The organism is Fulvivirga ulvae, assembly GCF_021389975.1.
Classification (GTDB): Bacteria; Bacteroidota; Bacteroidia; order Cytophagales; family Cyclobacteriaceae; genus Fulvivirga; species Fulvivirga ulvae.
Window position 1 is genome coordinate 4,459,399 of the sequence record NZ_CP089981.1, and the last position, 22,257, is coordinate 4,481,655.

General features: G+C 42.7%; 4 protein-coding genes. All 4 read left to right on the top strand.

The features are described from left to right. Position 1 precedes the first annotated feature (1 nt). From LVD17_RS19020 to LVD17_RS19035, 4 genes are read left to right on the top strand one after another with little or no spacing between them, the layout of a single operon-like run. Positions 2–4,888, top strand: a complete 4,887-nt coding sequence (locus LVD17_RS19020; protein ID WP_233760593.1) for a hypothetical protein — start codon at positions 2–4, stop codon at positions 4,886–4,888. 27 nt (positions 4,889–4,915) lie between these two features. After that, the gene (locus tag LVD17_RS19025; protein ID WP_233760594.1) at positions 4,916–11,662 is read left to right on the top strand and encodes a PKD domain-containing protein; all 6,747 of its coding nucleotides are present in this window, start codon (positions 4,916–4,918) and stop codon (positions 11,660–11,662) included. Then, the gene (locus tag LVD17_RS19030) at positions 11,662–12,366 is read left to right on the top strand and encodes a hypothetical protein (protein WP_233760595.1); all 705 of its coding nucleotides are present in this window, start codon (positions 11,662–11,664) and stop codon (positions 12,364–12,366) included. The genes LVD17_RS19025 and LVD17_RS19030 overlap by 1 nt, the downstream gene beginning before the upstream one ends. A gap of 16 nt (positions 12,367–12,382) precedes the next feature. Further along, positions 12,383–22,255: an RHS repeat-associated core domain-containing protein gene (locus LVD17_RS19035; protein ID WP_233760596.1), complete on the top strand. Its 9,873-nt coding sequence runs from the start codon at positions 12,383–12,385 to the stop codon at positions 22,253–22,255. Positions 22,256–22,257 lie beyond the last annotated feature (2 nt).

The window sequence follows — 22,257 nt, forward strand, 5'->3', positions numbered from 1 at the left end:
TATGTACCGGAAAAGGAAGCTAATACGGGTAATTGCAGTTTTTCTAACAGTAAATATGCTTGTGCATGCACTGTTTCCATCAGTAGCCTGGGCACTAACTTCAGGCCCTAACCAACCTGAATTTTCGAGTTTTGAACCAGTGGCCACAACCAATATGGTCAATGATTTTTCGGGCGATTTTACCTACAATATCCCTGTTCTCAATGTGCCCGGGCCACATGGTAGTGGCTATGCTATGTCGCTGTCGTATCATAGTGGTGCAACTCCTGAGGAGGAAGCCAGTTGGGTGGGCTACGGATGGTCTCTAAACCCGGGTGCGATCAACAGGAATACCCGAGGACTACCAGATGACTATAGCGGACAGAAAGTTAAATACCATAACAAGATGCCGGCAAACTGGACCGCAACAGTTGGGGCAGCAGCTACTTTTGAAGGATTTAGTTTTGACCTTCCCATTCAGGGAAATGCATCCTTGAGATATAACAACTATAAAGGTTTCGGTTACAATGCAGGGGTTGGCATTCCATTGGGGAAGGGAGTTGTAAACCTTGGTTACAATGTATCTAATGGAGACGGTAGTTTTTCTCTGAACGTTAGCCCGAAAGCATTACTAAGTAATATGAAAGGTACCGCGGAGGATAATACAGAGAATGTTAAAGAAAAGGATCCTAAATTCAAGTTATCAAAGAATCAAATGCGCTATAAAACCAGGATCCAACTTCCTAAAGCATTGTCAAACGTCAACTTGTTAGGTAGCAATTATGGCATTTTTAGTTACTCCACTGCTCCAAGGCCATTTCAGTCTTCAGATTATATTGGGGGCTCTGTCAATGTTTCTTTAGGAGTTATGTTTACTCCTATTTTTTTGGAACTTGGTGTATCCGGTAATGTATTTGGAAGTTTTTCGGTTCAGGATTACAAAAACGATGCAGAAAGGGATGTATATGGCTATATGTATTCGGATAGAGCGGGTGAAGAGGCTGTAATGGATTATTACACAGAGAAAGAAACTCCTTATAATAAAAAGGATGTCTTTTTAGGTATCCCTTTTAACAGTGCAGACAACTATATGGTTACGGGCGAAGGACTTGGCGGGGGATTCAGACTTTATCATAAGGAAATTGGACAGTTTAAACCCAACCGTACCGTTAGTGAAACGGTTTTGGCCAACGCCGGAATTGAGGCCGAGGGTGGTTTTAATATTGGAGGGGGAGGAGATGCCGGGGTTGGTGTCTCTGCGATTACAACAAGAGATTGGAAATCTGACATCAGCTCGTTTTCTTCCATAGAGGATGGTAATGAAAGTATCTTTTTTAGATTTAATAATGATTTGGGAGGCGAGTGGGATCATTCATCCGGGGAACAGAATATCAGGGCCGGGATTTCAGGGGGAGGTCCCAACGGAGTGAAGTCTTTTGACCCTTCGATACCTGCTACTCCTGTGATGAATAATGGAGAAAAATCAGCCCGTTCGTCCTATATTGGCTTCCATACCAATAGTGAGATTAATAATTCATTTGGAACAAAGCCTTACCACGTATACTCCAACCGGTCAGATATTAAAAGTATGGCTGATGACAACACCGCTTCCATTCCTGATGGAATCGGTGAGTTTGCAGTTTTCAACGAGAGTGGGCAGCGTTATGTTTATGGCTTACCGGTTTATTCTAAAAATGAGAAGAGTATTCAGTATGGGGTTCAAAAGGCTCCATCCGGAAAGGTTGAGAAAAATTTCCTGGTCTATTATAAAGATGATAAAACCAAATTTGGTGAGGAGAAAGATGCTCCATATGCCACCGCCTACTTATTGACAGAAATTACTTCTCCCGACTATGTGGACAGGACTATGAACGGACCAAGTTCCGATGATTTCGGAGGCTATACGAAATTTAATTATAAGAGACATGCCGGAGGAGGTAGTTGGTATCATTGGAGGTTACCATACACAGGACTATCGTACAATCGTAATTCTCTTTCAGACCCAAAAGACGATTTGGGAAGCTATAGTGAGGGGGATAAAGAGATATATTACCTTCAGTCGATTGAAACCAAAACCCATGTGGCCATTTTTAACACTTCGGTGAGGAGTGATGGGAAAGATGCCGGTACTGGTGATGATGCCATTAATAACAAAAATGCTAAAGGTAGCGGAACACTTCAGAAGTTGAATAGCATAGAGCTGTTTAGTATCAATGATGTTATCTATAGTGGTGGAGTATGGAGCAAGAAATCAGGGGCCAAGGCGTTGAAAACAATTCATTTTGATTTTGACTATCATTTAGTAGATGGAGTGACCAATTCAAGTGCAGGAAAACTTACACTCAATAAGCTCTGGTTTGAATATGAGGGAATTTCAGAAACTATGATTAGTCCGTATACTTTTGACTATGCTTACCCTACAGCCGTTGAGTCCCCTTATCCGGCTAAGTATCAGGCAATACAAAATGAAATGGCCCAGTTTACTGCTCAAGATCAGAACCCTGTATATAATGAATTCAACATAGATCCATGGGGAAACTACCAGAAAGACGGAGAAAGCCGCTATAACGATATGGAGAATTGGGTTAACCAAAAACCAGAAACAGGTTTTGATCCGGCAGCCTGGCAATTAAAAAAGATAACCCTTCCCACACAAGGGGAGATCCATATTCAATATGAGCAGGATGATTATAGCTATGTGCAAAACATGCTTGCTCATGTTATGATGAAAGTGAAGGGTCAAATAACCAATAGATTTTACCTGGATACAGATGATGGAATAGCACTTACAAACGGTCAGGTTCAAATATTAAAAGACCTTATTGATAAAACTTATGTCAGGGGAGGAGGTAAGATGTACTTCAAGTTTTTATACGGGTTAATGGGGAATAATTCCGTTGATCTGGGTAGTTGTAACGCAGAGTTCATTACAGGTTATGCAAATGTTAATGCAGTGGATATAGATGCCAATGGATTATATGTGAGCCTTAGCAGCAACAAATTGCCGGATGATGTTTGTAAAGATTTTGTAATGACCCAGAGAATCGGTAACCTCAATCCATCAGGGAATTGTGATGCATCCACTGCTGGTATCAATTCAGGAAATGATCCTATAAGCATTGTAAAACAACTTGCAAACATGGCGAAATCAATTGTTGCTCCTGCGAGTTTGTGTCAGAATTTTGATATCGACCATTCTTATTTTAAAGTACCTGCACCAATTAGCAAAAAAGGTGGCGGGTTAAGAGTTAAACGTTTGCTGATGTACGATAAGGGGTTGGACGACAAGTCAGTCCTCTACGGAAATGAATATCTATATGAATTTAATGACCCTGCTACCCAAACGGTGAGGAGCAGTGGGGTGGCTACCAACGAGCCATCTTCTATTAGAGAAGAGAACGCGCTTGTTCAATTTATTGCACGTGAAAAAACAGAATGGTATGAAAAGATAATAGCCGGGGATGACAAAAAGCAATCTGAAGGCCCACTTGGAGAATCTATTTTACCTGGTCCGAGTGTAGGATATTCAAGGGTTGTGATTCGAAATATCCATTCAGGAGAGGTCAATACGGGTTTTACTATTAAGGAATATCATACGGCCAAGGATCATCCCATGCAAATGTCTCGCACGGATATCAACGATAAGAAGGATTTTGTTCCTTTTCCATTCGGTCTTGTAAATGTTTTTGTAAACAACCTGTGGCTGTCTCAGGGCTTTACTTTTAAGCAGAATAATATGCACGGTCAGTTTAAACGTGAGGCCAACTATACCGGAGATTATAGTGCCGACCTTAAAAATGCAGTGGTTGTGACGGAGCGACAACTAAAGTATTTTGCTGAAGATGAACTGATACCTGTCACCACTAATCTTGCCGAAGGGGTTACAAAAGAAGCTATCGGAAGGGAAGTTGATATTACATTTGGACAGAAAGGAGTGGTGGAAGAGCAATATGATGCCAATGTTGAGGTAGATGTAAGCTTAGGGTGGATACTAGCCGGGATTATCCCTATACCAGTCCCACAGGTGACGGCGATGCCTTCCCTGACTCATACGAGAATGGAGATGTACACCCATGCTACATCCAAAATAATTCGCTATCCTGCTATTGTAAAAGAGGAAATAACGCGTCAAGATGGTATTGTACATCATAATGTTAACCTTGCCTTTGATAAATATACGGGCAGGCCTGTATCGGTAAGGTCATACGATGAGTTTGTCGGTTCATACCTACAGCAAAATACGCCGGCATCATGGGAGTACAGCAACTTCAGAGCTAAAGCTGGCCGGGAGGGATACGTACTGGATGTGCCCTTAGCTTATACCATGGAAAATGGTAAGGAGTACCTGAGCTTTACCAGTGGAGAGGCCTGTCAGTTATTAGCCAAATTTACGAAGGGCGACCTTCTGGAATTGGGCGACAATGTGTTATACCATGTTGAAGGCTTCGACTATTTAACTGACAGGGTGATGATTACGCCATCGAAATTTACAGCTTCTGCACCTGCCCCTACAATGACTTCTATGAAGGTTCTTAGAAGTGGGAATAATAACAGGTTAGGGGATCAGGCAGGGCAAATTACCTTCCATAGTACCAGTCCGGATATAGGGTTGCCAGATGCCGGAGATGATCAGCGATGGATATCTAATAGCTTTACCAATGACCTGAATACTGCAATCAGTCAATTGAGTGGCAATGAATTTACACTTAACGGTACTTATCAACATATGAATATGTCCACCTATGTAAGTACTATTCCGGAAACATGTGATGTGGACCTGAGAGATGTGACCATCAGCAATGTGGCCTTTGTATATTTTAACCGGGAGGGGAGTATAGAGTTAAGTTTAACGTCTTTTAAAATTGACTGCAATGGCACCTGGGTGACCATAGACGCAGAAGACCTATAATTATTGATTATTAGCAAATAGTAATAAATGAAAAGCTTTCTAAAATACTCATTTCTGTCCTTCTGTTTATTTGCATCAGTACAATTGCATGCTCAGGAAGGGGCAGTTCCGGATGCAGTGGAATATCAGGCACTGGTAGATTTTTATAATGCTACTGACGGAGCCAATTGGACCAATAATAGCAATTGGTTAAATGGTACGACTAATGCTGATTTTGGTAACTGGTATGGTGTAACTGTAGAGAACGGTGATGTTAAAAATATAGCATTAATAGACAATAATTTAAATGGAACTTTGCCATTTGGTTTAGGTAACTTAGATCAAATGACAGTTTTGTTGTTGTCCTCAAACAGCGGTAGTTCAACACCCAATCTTTTATCTGGCAATATACCTGAGGAAATAGGAAACATTAGTAATTTATCCGGACTCTATTTAAATAATAATGCTTTTTCCGGAGATGTGCCGTTTTCTTTAGTTGGTCTCGATGGGCTTTTTGCCATAGATATTTCTAATAATCAATTCAACTCATTTCCTGATTTTTCAACAAGTTCTGCAACAATCAGCAGTGTTAATATTAAGTCTAATAAACTTGATTTTGGGGATCTTGAGTCTAATTTTTCAGCGGCAGGGCAGCCTTTATTTACAACGTTCACCTACTCCCCCCAAGCCGAAATAGGAGAAGAACAAATCATCTCCGTTAATCTCGGAGATATTTTGGAAATACCATTTACGACTCCCGGTATTCACAATAACTACCAATGGTATAAAAAGGATGGCAGCGGAAATTGGCAGGCTATAGCCGGAGCAACTTCATCTACTTATTCTAAATCCAACTTTCAAGCCAGTGATGCAGGAGAATATCGCCTAGAAGTAACCAATGACTGGGTGACGAACCTTACACTATATAGTAAACCCATAACGGTTTATGAAGCCGATTGTGGGGTGGTGCCTGATGCACTCGAATACCAGGCTTTGGTGGATCTTTATAACGCAACCGGTGGAGCAAACTGGGCCAACAATACAAACTGGTTGCAAGGGACTACCTGTACTGATTTTGCTAATTGGTATGGAGTGACTGTGGAGAATGGGGATGTAACAAAAATAGAGCTCCATGGGAATAACTTAATCGGTGAATTAAGCTCCATTTCCAGTTTTGCTAATTTATCAAAATTACAAATACTAAAGCTATATAATAATGAATTGGGTGGTGCTGTCCCCACGTATTTTGGGGCTTATACCGATCTTATAGAACTATATATTTCAAATAATTCATTCACAGGAGGGATACCTGTGGAGCTCGGGAACTTGACTAAGCTGAAAATATTAAATGCATATTCAAATCAGTTAAGTGGGACTATTCCTGCAATAATTTATCAGATGTCTAACCTTGAAGCAATTGTTTTAAATGATAACAATTTGAATGGGACAATATCTTCGGATATTAGCAATTTGGTAAATCTTAGTTCATTGGCATTGTCCAATAATAATTTCAGTGGAACTTTACCTACGGAAATAGGGAGTCTTACGAAGTTGCTACATTTAACTGTAGTCAATAATGAGTTTGAAGGAATTTTGCCTACTTCTTTGTCAAACTTAACGAGTATCATAAACATTCATTTGTCTAATAACAACTTTTCAGGAGAGGTACCTGATTTTAGTGGACTAGCTAATGTTCAGCAAATTTTGCTTAACGCTAATAATTTTGAAGGTGATATATCAAATGAGTTTTATAATTTGAATTCTTTAACAAGTCTGTGGCTCCATGATAATAATTTCACGGGTGAGTTCCCTGATTATATAAAGAACTATTCTAAACTTACGCAATTAATAATTTGGAAGAACAATTTTACTTCCCTCCCTCAAATAGTTAATTCTAACCTGACTTTACAGACGCAAGACAATAACCTTCATTTTGGGCACCTTGAACCCTATTTCTCTGCTTCAGGAGTTCATGACTTAAAGACATTTACCTATAGCCCCCAGGGCGAAATAGGAGAAGAACAGATCATATCGGTTAATCTGGGAGATCTTTTGGAGATACCATTTACTACTCCCGGTACTCACAATAACTACCAATGGTATAAAAAGGATGGTAGCGGAAATTGGCAGGCTATAGCTGGAGCAACTAATGCTACATATTCTAAATCTAACTTTCAAGTGGCTGATGCAGGAGAGTACCGCATAGAAGTAACCAATGATTGGGTTACTGGCCTCACACTGTATAGTAAAACTATCAGTGTATATGAAGCAGATTGTGGGGAGGTACCTGATGCCGTGGAGTACCAAGCTTTAGTAGACTTTTATAATGCAACCGATGGAGCAAACTGGACCAACAATACAAACTGGTTGCAAGGCACTACTTGCACCGATTTTACTAATTGGTATGGCGTGACTGTGGAGAATGGGGATGTAACTGGAATTACTTTTACAAGTAATGATTTAAATGGACAACTACCAGAATCTATTGGTAATTTAAGAAAGCTCAAAAAGCTGACTTTGAACAATATGCGTAATGTTACAGGGGCCATACCAACTTCAATAGGGGTGTTAAAAGATTTACAAACGCTATCACTAACATACTGCGGATTTTCAGGAGCCATACCAGCTGAGATCGGAGATATTCCCGGGTTGTTAGTTTTATCATTAACAGATAATAACTTCACAACCATACCCCTGGAATTATATGGATTGTCAACACTTAAAAAGTTACATTTAGATGCCAACAATTTTACGGGAACGGTTCCTTTTCAGATAGGAAATTTGTCTGTTATGGAAGAGCTTTTTCTATCTAATAATAGCTTTGTCAGCCCTATTCCTCAAGAGCTTTATGGTTTAACAAGTTTAATAAAGCTCCATATCGACCATAACAGTTTTGCTGAACCTTTCAATTCATCATTTGGAGGTTTAACAAATCTTAAGGTTTTAAAATTAAATAATAATAATTTTTCAGGTCAGGTACCAGTAGCGCTTGGAAACCTGCTATTGCTGGAGCAATTGGATTTAGGGTGGAACCAATTGGTTGGAAATTTGCCACCCGAATTATTTGGGTTAACTAATATAGTAACTTTAAACCTTCCTCATAATAATTTATCAGGAACTATACCTGCAAGTATTAGCAACTATGGCGCTCTACAGAACATAAATTTAGAGTTTAATGCTTTTGAAGGCGATTTTCCTGATAATATAACGTCTCCATCCCTGAAAAACTTTACCATTGCCAGTAACGGCTTTACGGGTATACCTAATTTTGTAGGCCATAGTAATTCGTCTAATCTTTCTGTTATTGCTGGAACTAATGCTCTGGATTTTGGTGATCTGGAAGTTCATTTTACAAATGCAGGGCAGCATATTTTTAACCAACACTATTACTCCCCTCAAGCTGAGATTGGTACAGAACAGACTATTTACGGTCAGGTGGGAGGCTCAGCTCAGCTGCCAATGATTACTGGTGGAAATAGAAATTTCTATCAATGGCAAAAGAAAGATGCTTCGAATAATTGGATAAATATTTCCGAAGCTGAAAATATAACCAGAGATGAATCTACACTGGTTTTTAATCAGATTGTATCTGATGATTTCGGAGATTATCGAGTGGTTGTAACCAATGAATGGGTTACTGGGCTTACTTTGTATAGTAAAACTATCACTATGGTAGAGTCTTCAGGTGGCTGCCTTGGCCTCAGTCTGAGCAGTGCAAAGCACGTTAGTTGCTATGGAGGTAATGATGCTGAAATTACTGCCTCTGTTTCAAGCAGTGATGGCCCCTTTGTCTATGAATTATACTATAATGGAACGTTTGGCCTCACAAAATTAGGAGAGGTTAGTTCCTCGCTTACAACATTTACTTTTAAGTTGGGGAATGCAAGTTTAAACCAACCTGGTGCAGAGGATTTTGGCATTCCCGCGACTGCTTCAGGGGAAGATTATGAGGTATGGGTTAGTAATGTTGACTGTGGCACAGTTGAAAAAATTTCTGTTACTATAACCGAACCGGCGTCTTTGGTTGTTTCTGCAGCAACAATTGATGATAATGATAATGGAACAGGCTCAATAGACCTCATTGTCTCTGGCGGTACAGCCCCCTACACGTACTCATGGTCAGGAGGCCTTCCAGTTCAGGAAGATCACATAGGAACGGTTCAGGCCGGTACATACAACGTAACAGTTACAGATGCCAATGGCTGTTCGGCTTATCTGGATAACATCGTGGTTGAGCAGGAAGGGTGCTCTTTTAACATCTCGGCGAGTACTACGCCTGACGATGGCAGTGGAAATGGTACAATAGATATTACAGTTGATGGCACCACAGGGCCTTATACTTACGCGTGGTCTGGTGGACTTCCTGCGCAGGAAGATCAGACTGGATTGGGAGAGGGTACGTACCGGGTTAGGGTTACGGACTCGGAAGGCTGTTCGGAAGACTTGTACGTAGTTTTGTCTAACGACTGCCCGGGAATCAACAGCTATTTTTATTTCAAGAGAAATGTGTCATGTCACGGTGATAGCGACGGCCGAATAGTTTTTGGTGTGTTTGGGACTCATTCATACGATTTTGAGTTATACGATGTCAATACAGAACAGGAAATAACGAATTCAGTTTCCATTGAAACCCCTTATTCTAACTACGTGGTATTTTCGGGGTTGCCTGCATCAGAGTATATGATTGCGATTGTATATGGAGACTGCCGGTTCTATACCCTGTTTGAATACGGTGGTATTTCTATTTCAGAACCCCCAGCCTTGAGTGCCACCGCTTCCACCACTGCTGATGCCGGTACAGGTAATGGCTCCATTGACCTTACAGTTGCAGGTGGTGTTGCTCCATATACCTACACCTGGACAGGTGGTTTGCCTGCGCAACAGGATCATTTGGGAACAGTCCCTGCAGGCGTATATAATGTGCTGATCACTGATGCCTTGCAATGCACCTATGCGGTTGAGGATATACTGGTTGAAAATGGAGTAAACTGCTCCCCGGGACACCCGCAGCAGTTCACCTTAAAATTGTTTTCAAAAAACAGTGTTATATGTGATGACGGTAGTAGTACCGGCAAGATCACAGTGTTGATGGATTTCGTCAATCCGCCGCCATTTTCAGGGGTTAGCTACACCTTCAGACTATACAAACAGGCAGAAACCGTCAATGGTTATATCCACCAGGGCGCGGAACTGGTACAGGAACATCCGGGTATAGTCATAAACAACAATAAATTCACTTTTACTTTTGACAATGTTCCCCCATTTGAATCAGGGTATGTGGCCACGGTTCAGGCAACAGGTGTAAACCCACCACAGAATGAAACATGCCTTTACGGTACTTTTGGCTTTGTTAAAAACATAGGGTTAACACCAGCCCCTATGCCGAATGCTTCATTTACTATTAACGAGCCTTTAATAGAATCAGGAGAATACTTGCAGGCAACACCGGTAGCCCCGGTGAGCGGTTATACCTACAGTTATAACTGGAACGACGGAGATGTAACAACAAATACAATTGGAGCAGCAAAGCATCGCTACAGAAAAGCAGGTGACTATACTATTACGCTTACCGTGACCAGTGATATGGGGTGCGTTAGTCAGTCAACGAAGTCCCTGCGGGTTTATGCTCCGATTTGCGAATCGCCGATCCCTAATAATGGAGGGCGCTTTTATGTAGATGAGAAAACCGGGAAAATAGTTTTCAGAAAAGCGAACTGCCCTGGTAATTTTGTACTTAGCTGTGCGTCTGCTACTGCACAGCCCAATATATTTGACAATGCCGTTGCCGCGTCAGCGACAACCTATTGCGATGAATGGGACCAGTCGGAGTCTTCATCCCAGTTTCCTGCTGGCGCTAACAAATTTGAAACCGGAGAGCTTGGAAAATGGAGAGTAAAATCGAGCTATGCTTATAATACAGAACTTCTGCCCGGAGATATGAACTATGAGGCAGGCAGGTTCAAGGTAGAGGATTTTTCATACAGATATGAAGATAGCAACAATCCTCAGCGCTGGGTAAAAGTGAGTACGGTAGAAAAGTATTCCCTCCATGGCGAAGCCCTTCAGGAGCGCAATGCCCTGGGTATACCAAGTACGGCCAAGTTTGGGTATGATGAAGCACTTCCATATCTGACAGCTCAAAATGCGGAATATGATAATGTATTTTTCGAAAGTTTTGAAAAAGTATATTCCGGGAGCAAGCTCGAAGAAGGTACATTTAGTGGTGCGGAAATATCTATTACCTCTGCCAGGTACCATGCAGGAAAGCAGGCCGCAGAGCTGATAACAGGTTATAAATTAAGATCTTTCAGGTTAACACCTCAAATGGTTGATAAAGGCCTGTTGGTCAAATTTTGGCTGTTTTCTGAAAGCACCGGGTCTGTTAATATAGCGGTTAAGAACAGCAATGGTATTCAAACCGGTACTTTTATACCAAGTCAGGTTGCACGAACAGGGCAGTGGAGGTTGTATGAGGTAAAAATTACCGCTTTTGCAGGGATGAAAGTCTCAGACATTCCTGAGCTATCCGATAAGTTTACTTTATACATTAACAAGGCTGGCACCGGCCAGGTTTGGATTGATGATGTCAGGGTTCAGCCGGCAGATGCACTGATGACCTCCTACGTGTACGACCCTAAAAATCTCAGGTTACTTACGGTGTTTGATGATCAGCACTTTGGGCTGTACTATCAGTACAATGCTGAAGGCAAATTGATAAGAAAGCAAATAGAAACTGAAAGAGGACTCAAAACCTTGCAGGAGACTCAATACAACGTGCCTAAGGTTAGTAAATAATGAAAAACATATATTATATAATCGCAATCTGTACACTTTTCAGTGTGCAGGTATCAGGTCAGGCATGTGATGAGCTGATCAGGAAGATCTATGATGTGCCATTGGATTTTGATGCCAGTAAAGGCTATTTCCTTGATTATTCGGTTCGTGCAGCATATCTGAATGAGAATGAACCCAGAGAGAGTATTCAGAGATTTGAAGTTGTTGGAAGAAATGACCGTGTTAAAGTCGCCTCAGAGGATTATGTGATTTATCAGGATTCCCTAGCCCAGGTGACGATTCTTAAGGACAGACGAACGATAATGATATCCGACAAAGTACTGGAGGAAATGAAAAATGACCAGTGGGAGAATTTCAGGATACTCCAGGATACGCTGATTGCCAATGCGGCTGATAAGATCTGTGAAACGGAGGAAGGGCATCATAAAATCACCATCGAGCTTAATCAAAAGGTCCGTGATTTTATGAAGATCCGGGAGCTGAAGTTATGGTCTGCCAAAGAAAGGGTAATGCTTACCCGTGCTGTAATTACTTACTTGCCCGGGCAGCCTGTAGAGGAAGTAGAATTAAGTATTAACAAATATTTACCGACCTACGAGCAGGTCATTTTTGAGGGGAGGGCTGTGGATAAAGTTTTGATCGGTAATGATTTAAAAGATCAGTATAAAGGGTATAAACTGATTGATGTAAGAAAAAAGAAATAACTTATTCAACACTGATATGTTAAAACGTTTTTTAGTTAGCGCGCTGTTTTTCCTTGGGTTTTCTCTTTCAAATGCTCAGACGTGCCCTCCTCTTCCGAGTTTAGGAAATTCATTCCCGTTTATTTTTGGAAGTTTGGGGTATACTGAATATAGTCCAGGCGAAACTTCGACCTTTCATCTGATTACTTTGCAAGGTGTGTACTTAGGTGGGCACAGTAATTTTGATCATTTTATATGGTTGATAGATGGTGAAGTTATACCGGGACAGACAAGTAAAACACTCACTTTTACCATTCCTCCTCTGGCCAACGGAATACATACCCTGGAGGTGATCCCTTTAAACTCATGCGGGCAGCGCAATCCGGATATGGGCCCTATTACCAGATCCTTAGTGATCAAAAATCCCTGTGAGGAAGGGGTACAACTCGTGCGTGTAGGAACAGGTGATATTTGTGTTGGAGAGAGTTTCAGTTATGTTTACGAACTGCAGAACGCCACGGGTAACTATGCCTGGCGGGTGAGCAATGGCGCCACATTAGATGTTGATGGATACCAGGTTACAGTGAGCTTCCCGGTAGAGGATGATTACAAGTTGAGCGCCAGTGCAATTTTGAATTCGAGCTGTAGTTATTCGACATATATAACCCCGAGGGTAGTGCCTGATGAGATACTTAAAGTGGATGGACTAACCAGCACCTGCGCAGGCAATACTGAAACTTATACCATAATAGGAGGGGCCGGAGCGGACATTTTTGACTGGGTTATTCCTGCTGGCCTTACTTATACCTATAACGATGCTGCCAGACGATCTGTAGATATTACTTTCGGGGCAGCCGGAGTATACCCGGTTTCAATTACCCCCATCAACAATTGTGGAAGTACAGAACAATATGATTTCTCTTTGGTTGCGGAGAGTGCACCTGTAAAAGCCAGCTACAGGGAATTTGATCACGCTGCTTTGTCTGCTTTCTCTGATAACACCCTGGTAGTCAATACCTGTCAGGAAAGAACGTCGGACTGCAGGGCGAAACTTACATCGTTATACCTTGAGGCCGGTTTGGACCTTGGAGATGTTTATAACTGGGGAAACACTGAGTTTTCCGTTGAAGTCCGCTTTGTTTTAAGAGGGCAGAATAATTTAGGCACTGAGCCTTTTTCTTATCCGGGAACCTTGCTTATCAATAAGGATCGTCCGGAGCAACGCTTTAAGATAAAGGTAGATGAAGGAGACCTGGCGGGCATTAGAAATGTTACCATTGATGTAACAGGCTATACCCTTACAGGACCGGTGAGCGGAGATGTTCGTTTCTGGGCCCAATATATTGAAGAACAGGAAGTCAGTGTTGATCTGGTTGCTTTGAGCAACTTACAGCAAAGTACAACCCCGGGTAGCTGGGAAGTCGATTTCAGTTGGGAAAGTTCTTGCAATCTTGTTCCTCATTATCAGTTAAGAGTGTTAAGGGTTTTTCAGGGAGAGACTGTACCGGCATACGACGATGCACGTTGGAGAAATGCTTTATTGATTGATGTCGAATCTTCTGAGCTTAACTACGCTTTAACGCTCGCGGAAGGTACAGGCACATATGCATGGCAAGTGAGGCCCGTGGGTAACAAGCCCGGCGGAATAACGAACCCGGATAATTTACAGCCCTGGCCCACAACGGTAAAGTCATTTGTTTTCACCCAGCCTGATGCTGATAAAAATTTTATTTACAGCCGTACGTTTACAGAAGGCAACAGGCTGAGCGAGCAGCTTACTTATGCCAACGGACTGCAACAGGTAAATCAACAACAAACCCGCCTGAAAAGCAATAACCAGATTGTAGCAACGCAAACTGTACAGGACTATAACGGGAGGGATGTGCTTCAGTCCTTACCTGTACCGGTAAAAGATAAAACAGAATTGGGCTATATCCCGGAACTATTAACCACGGGAACTGAAGCTTATGGCCCTGAGCATTTTGATATAGACCCGGACGATGCAACCCCCGCATTTTTGGATAAGCCGACCCTAAGTGACAATAGCTACTATAGTGGGCTGGATAATGGTATCAATAAAAATGTAGCCAGTGCGGAAGGGGTGCCTTATACCCGGACTGTTTTCACGAATGATGGCACCGGCAGGGTTAAAGAGCAGGCCGGTGTAGGGGCAACCCACTCGCTTAAGGGCGGCAAAACGGTACGTACCTATTATACCGGAGTGGCACCACAGGAGCTTGACAGGTTGTTCGGTGTTCAGGCACCATTAGCTGCGAATACCCACAAAGTTATAACCCTGGATGCCAATAATACGGCAACGGTAAGCTATATGGGAAAGGATGGCAAAGTGATTGCCACAGCTTTATCCCTTGGTACCGGTAATGATAATCTGGATCCTCTTGACTCAAGAGCGGGCGCTGCAAAGTCCATAACCGAGACCATCGTAGAGAAAGCTCCGTTTGGAGAGTACGGGAGTAGCAGTAAAAAGAACCTCGTATTTACGCTGCCTACCAGTATCACAGTGAATTATACTTTAAGTCCGGCTACTGTTGAAGACCTTTGTAAGAATACCTGCAAAACGTGCGACTATGTCGTAACTTTTATATTACACAATGTGGATGATCCTTCTGCTACGGAAGTACTTAACGAGCATACCTTAAATGCACCGGGTATCAACTGTAGTGAGAGTACTACCATACCGCCGGTTAATTTCACCAAAGTACTTGAGGAAGGAAGTTATGTGCTGGAAAAGCGCGTAAGAAGCCTGAATAGGGCGGCAAGCGGCAAGTTGTATATTGACGAACATCTTGAAGAACTTCAGAACATATATGAAGCGGACCTTGCAGCCATACTGGATCCTATATATAATTTGCTGATCACCAAACCGGTTGACCTGGTGGCTGTCTACGATTACCTGGACCTGCAGGGATATACCAGGGTGACCCCGGCGGGAGGAGAAGCCTATTATGTGGTGCCGTTGGGCTGTGGAGAGGAATTCAGGCTCCCTTACATCGAAGACAATTGCGGAATGGAGGAAGACTGTTCTGAAACAGGTATCGACGCCTCAAGCTTCTCTCAGTATTTTATCGATTACTGGCAGTATGAGTTTATCAGGACCCCACGTCCGGTAACTGATGAAAACCCAAGTCTCCCGGCTGCCAACGGCGACTATGATTTCCTGAAATACAATTATAAAGTCGGCGGAGTTTATACTTTCACACCTCAAGGATTTGATGCCATGATCCGCAATATGATGAGGGAAACGGATGCAGGAGGCAATAGACTCTATGATTGTCAGATGCTCTGGAAAGTTTGGAAGCAGCAGGTGCAGAATTATGAGTACCTGAATAATATGGAGATTGACCCTGCCGAACTTGATGACGCAGTAGAAGGGGCTGCAAATGTTACTTACGAGTATAATCTGATTGATAACTTCTTCAGGTCCGTGGAGGCAGAGCTTCAGCAAAATGAAACTGATCCTGAGCGCCAGTTGATCAGGAAAATGGGGTACTATACTACCGCACCTACTGCTGATGTAACACCTTATATATATGAGTACTTCTATTACGACCCATCTAACAGCCTGATGGTAAATTGTATGGAAGACTATATCTATTATTATAATCAGGTAAGTGCTACTCCCTGTAATCAGGCCAGCCTTGCCGATCAATTCACCTGCCTGCCTCTGAAAGACCGCGATATAATTTATAAATGTACCCGGTTTGGCAATACTTCTGACCCTGCTGACAACAGTGATGACATGGTGGGGCTGCTGAGGAGTAAATGCCTTGAAGCCTGCGAAAGCTACAGAGATGCTTTCAGGCAAGCGGTTATTGATGACATACATAACAAACAGCTATATGTAGAAGGAGATATATATACGCTTGAACTCGACCCTGTTCAACAGAAATATTTTCCTACAGGTTCTCTCAGATCAAATCCATCGGAGTTTAACTACAGCATTTGTCAGATCGAGGAGATGACTGATGCCCTGGTAGCCAACTGTAATGGGTATTGCAATTTTGAATTAGAGCAGATTACCGATGAGAATGGCTTTACAGGCCCGGGGATATCTACCGCTCAACAAGAGAAAATCAAAAAAGTTTTGACTGCTGAATATGAGGTGTCTGTGAATACCAGCAGTGAAACTTCATGTCAGGTAGATTGGGATTACATTCCATCCGGAACGGCAGGGTCAAATAGTACGCATAAACTCTTGTTGGGCTTTGATCATGACGGAATGATAGGTACTGATCTCGATACGAAGTATGACGAGGAAGGAAACCTGTACGTAACATCCCGCATACCTTCATCCGGTGTTGTGCTGAACGATGAAGCCAAAACAGTAATAACTCCAGCTACTGGTAAGGAAGGGTTTATTGTGCTTAAGTATGATAATCAGGGAAATATTTTGTGGCATCGGATATACTGGGCGGAGATTGTGGATGATCCGTCAGTACCTGTTCTTGATTTCGCAACCTTTCAACTTTCAGGGCCGCAACAGTTGGGGATCGGTTTTAATTTTATTTCGAAGCTGTACCCGGACCCGGATCGCGGTCAGAAAATCAGGGTGTTTGACGAAAACGGAACAGCACTGGTGGTACTCCCTGAAGGAAGGACCGCATTCATGGGGGCAATAAGTGCCAGTGGCGAAACCAGTTACATGGGAAGAGGTGACGAGGAAGAGGTAGAAGACCAGATACTACCGGTCACGGTTAATGATAGAATAATTCACAAGGTGAATACCCAATCCCTGAAAGCCCTCAATTTTGATGGAACTACTGCGTGGACGTACCAGGATGTTAGTATTACAGCCTCAAATGGGGGTGGAGTATTTAAATCGGAAAAGGAAATTGCAACGGACCTTCTGGGTAATACTTACTATGCGGTTACTTTGAATGCGGTTACTGCCGGCAGCAGCATATTTGTTAACAATGTGGACACCGGTTATGATAACATCTTCCTCATCCAAAAGATCGACGGATCAGGAACCGGGCAATGGAGAAGGTATGAATTGTATAATGACCTGCAGCAAGGTGATGAGTTTGATATCAACAATGCCCTCTATGATTTCTTTGGTTATGAACAAGGAGTGGTACTGACGTATAATAAAGGACTAACGTCATCAGGTACAAGTACCGGAGAATTTTTAATCCGGGGAATAAAGCATGACAATACCACTCTTAGCGATATCTCGGAAACTTTCAGCGCTACTACTTTACCGCAGCCATTTGCTACCAGCTTTAGGGAGTCGTATGCTGCAATGCACCAATTCCACCTGGCTGTAGCTTCTCCTAACCTGCAAGCCGGATTTGGATATACTTCTCTGCTGAAAAATGATTTTTCGACATACGGCCAGAGAACGCTAAGCAATCAAAACTCAAGAGTTCTTGATTTTTATTTTGACCGTAATGACTCCGAAGTGATGTTTATGATGGACGGAGACATTGTGGGGGTCTCGCATGGAACGGCAAGCTTTTCGCAAATCGGTGATGTGGCATCTTTTAATGGCTACAACAACAGACTGTTTATTAATGAGCCTGTTACAGCACCGGGTTGCTCTTATCCATCCCTGTGCTTCCGCTTTGGAGATCCTATAACAGAAATAACTGTTCCGGATGTATTTGATGACTACATCTTTACCGGAGAGCCATTTACTTGCGATGAAGTAAATGCCAACAGTATCATCAGCAAACTGGATTTTGCCCGTCATGAGTTTGTTACCCGAAAGGTTAAGGAGTTTGAAGATCAGTATTATGCCAAGTGTGCAGATGCTACACTTGTAAACGATGTGTTTACCGTAGGCTATGACCTGGGTTATCACCATTATACCCTATACTATTACGACAGGGCAGGGAACCTGATGCGTACAGTACCTCCGGCAGGTGTAAACCTTGCAGATCCTGATAACCATAACCTGGTAACCAACTATAAATACAATAGTCTGGGGCAACTGGTAAAACAGACCAGTCCTGATGGAGGTACCACCGATTTCTACTTTAATGACCTGGGGCAGCTAAGGTTCTCCCAAAATGCCAGGCAAAAACAGGAAGGTAGCTACAGCTATACTAAATATGATGCCCTGGGAAGGATCATTGAAGTTGGTGTCAGCACCGAAGGACTGACTGAATTTAAGAAAAGAACAAACTCTCAAAACTTTCCTTCTGCAGGGACTGAGAAAACGGTAACGGTTTATACCGAGCCAGGCAATATTACCTATTCAGATGCGAGTGCTCAAAGGTATCTTCAAAACCGGGTAAGCTATAGCTACCTCGATGAAGACGGGCTGGACACTCCTGAAGACAGGGTATACACATACTATAGTTATGACCCTCATGGCAATGTGGAATGGATGGTGCAGGATATCCCCGGCATACTCAAAAGCTACATCAGGTATAAGTACGACCTGATCAGCGGTAACGTATTGCAGGTAAGCTATAACGAAGGCTTCAGGGATCAGTTCTACCACCGCTATGAATATGATGAGGACAACAGGATACTGAAGGTGGAGACTTCCGGAGACGGAGTGATCTGGGAGGAAGATGCCAGCTATGAATACTACAGGCACGGACCATTGAAAAGAACCTTATTGGGAGAGGATGAGCTTCAGGGGAATGACTATGTATATACCATTCACGGCTGGTTGAAAATGATCAATTACCCTGACCAGGATCAGTCGCTGGATCCCGGTAACGACGGTTCCTCCGGCTCAATAGTGGGTAAGGATGCCTTCGGGATGCGACTCAACTATTATGAGAACGACTATACCAACGGACAGGTGAGCTCCTCCGGCAGGTTGGCCATAGAAGCTGGCCGCGAATTGTACAATGGAAACATTGCAGGTTGGGAAAATTATACGCAGCAAACGGATCTTAATGGTCTGCAATATGATGGTAAGGCTACGGCTTATAATTACAGATATGATGAGCTTAACCGACTTAAATTCGGGGATTTTGCCGTCAAAGATGGGACTGTAAGTGCTCCATGGACCAGCTATGCCAACTACAATGTAGGCTTTACCTATGATGCCAATGGTAACCTGAAGACCCTTGAGCGGAATGCATACGAAAGAAACGGGCTAACTCGTAAGATGGATGCCCTTACGTATGCTTACTATGATGGCACTAATAAACTTAAAAGAGTGGCTGACGGTATACCTTCAACCAACTGGGATGAAGATATTGATGATCAGCCAGCCAATAACTACGAGTACGATGAAATAGGAAACCTGACGGCTGATCTTGCTTCCGGCGTTACCAATATCGACTGGACGGTTTATGGTAAGGTGAAATCCGTAACCAAAAGCGATAACAGTGTTACCAACTACCGGTATGATGCCCAGGGCAACCGCGTGATGAAAGAGCAAATAGGCAATGAAGTGGTCAGGACCTATTATGTTCGTGATGCCAGTGGCAATGTAATGGCCACTTACAACTTCCGGGAAGAAACCTTTACCGGAGGTAAGGATGAGATCATTGAGTTGGCAGAGCAACCCATTTATGGAAGTGATCGCGTAGGCCAGCGCAAAGAAGCTATAGAGGTAAGCCGCCATCGCATTATAGATACCAGTATAGAGCAGGTTGAAAGTGATGTACTTCATAAGCCTGCGCTGAACAACTGGACCTTACCTGTCCAAACTGCCGAAGGGACTGCTTTGGTACAATTGGGGCAGGGAGCCACTGCACCGGAATATGTGGGTGCCACCGAGGCGTTTAGTGCAGAAGGTTACCGGCATGTAGCCACTGGTGAAGACAGTGAAGGTAATCTGCTGTTTAGCCTTGTTGCAGGAGAGGATGGCACGGGCTTCATTTTGGATGGTAACGGTAATGTTATGCCGGGTTCGGCCGGAGTTTCTATCGAGGCAATAAAAGCCGGGGCCGGAACTTCATTAGTGATGCCTTCGGGTGAAGCAGGGGTGTACTACCTGTTTACCATTGGCAACACCGGAAAAGCCTATCGCCATACCATTGATATGAACCTTGCAGGAAATGGCACTACAGGGCTACCGCTTGGAGATGTTGCCCTGACCAATGAACCGGTAAATGCCACGGCAAACTATGCAAGTGGAATGGCCCTGATGGTTGAGCATGACCGGGATGGATTGACAGGATATTTATACCTGCTTAGAAATACATCACAGGCTAATAACCTGATCCTGGAAGTACTTACTATCAATAAAACGGGTATAGGCTCACCTATGGTGATTGATGCTTTTGCCGGTAATGCAGAGACTGCGCATATTTCTATCTCTCCCAATGGGCAAAAGTTAGCTGTAGCTGTAGGCAAAGGGGATAAACTCGGGTTTTATGACATTACAACTTCAGGCAGTGAGTTAAGAACATACAGTCTGAGCAATGACTATATTACCGCTACACTTGATCAGACTTTGGCTCTTGGTGCTGATGAAGCCGTGACCAGTATCCACTTTACGGCTGATAATGACTACCTATATTATGTGTCTGCAACGTTAGAGCGTGGTTATATACTTCAACGTGTGGCTCATACTGCCGGGGCTTCGCTTGAGGTGGTGACCCCACTATCCGGCTACAGTATGCTGGCGATGGCTGCCAACGAAAAGTTTTATGTAGTTAGCAGTGGTTCAGCCTCTTATTTGCAAGTAGAGCATGCCACAACACCTGTGGTGACCCAGCAAGCTTCTATTCCTACAGGTACCTTCACAGGCACTATGCCGGCACAGCCGCATACGGTATTGAGGAGCATACAAGAAGAAAACCTCTTTACCCGAAGGTTGGAAAACAAACATTATGAGTTGAAGGACCATCTGGGCAATATACGTGCTGTGATCAGCGATAGAAAACTTTCAACTTACGACGGCAGCACGTTAAGTAATTATCATGCCGACCTGATAGCAGCCTACAACTACTACCCATTTGGTATGGAAATGCCGGGAAGAACTTATAACCCGAAAAGCTACCGATATGGTTTTAACGGTAAGGAAAAGGATCAGAATGGTGAATTTGGTTTAACGGCTTATGATTATGGGTTTAGGATATATAATCCTGCTATTGGTAAGTTTTTGAGTGTGGATCCTCTTATGAAAAATTACCCAATGTTAACTCCGTATCAATTTGCTAGTAATAGACCGATTGATGGGGTTGATTTAGATGGATTGGAATGGAACCCATATCAGACCTATAAATTTTGGACTGGCTTTGGAACATCAATAGCGAAGGGAACTTGGAGCGTAATATCCTATGTTGCGAACAATCCTAATCATGCGGGATATGGATATCCTTCAAAACCTTCTACAGAAGCAGAGATTTCTCAATATAGAATTAATTGGTCTCAGCAGCTTGATCCTTATTATCAAATAAGAAGTTTCTCAGAGAATACTGTGAATACCGTTCAAGGTATTTATCGATTTGGAGAAGGTGTTTATGAAGGAGATGGAGAAAAGGCTGCAAAAGCTTTGCCATCTGTGATTGAAGGAGCATTATTTGTCTATGGTGGGGTATCGCGTTTTGCAGGGATGCGATTTCGCAATATTAGTTCAAGCGTTATAGATCCCTCAGATATTGTCAAAGGATATGGTGATTATTTATTACAGAGTTATTCAAAAAAGACAATTAGAAAATTGCACCATAGATTAGCGGTCGTAACAAATAAAAAAACAAATTATTCTTATGTTGGTCGAGCTGGAGCTATCAATTCAATTGATGATCCCGCCATTCATCCTATACTTAAAAATAACCTGTCTAAAAAACAAATTGAAAGTTGGCATCAAGCTAACTGTGCGGAATGTGATGCTACAAATCAGGCATTATGGGATGGCGCTAAATGGGATGATTTAACTGACCCACAAGCATTTGAATTTAAGAATTCTAATGGGGGAGAATGGGTGCCGATAGATAAGTGTGATAACTGTAAAGTAACCTATGACAATAAATAGTT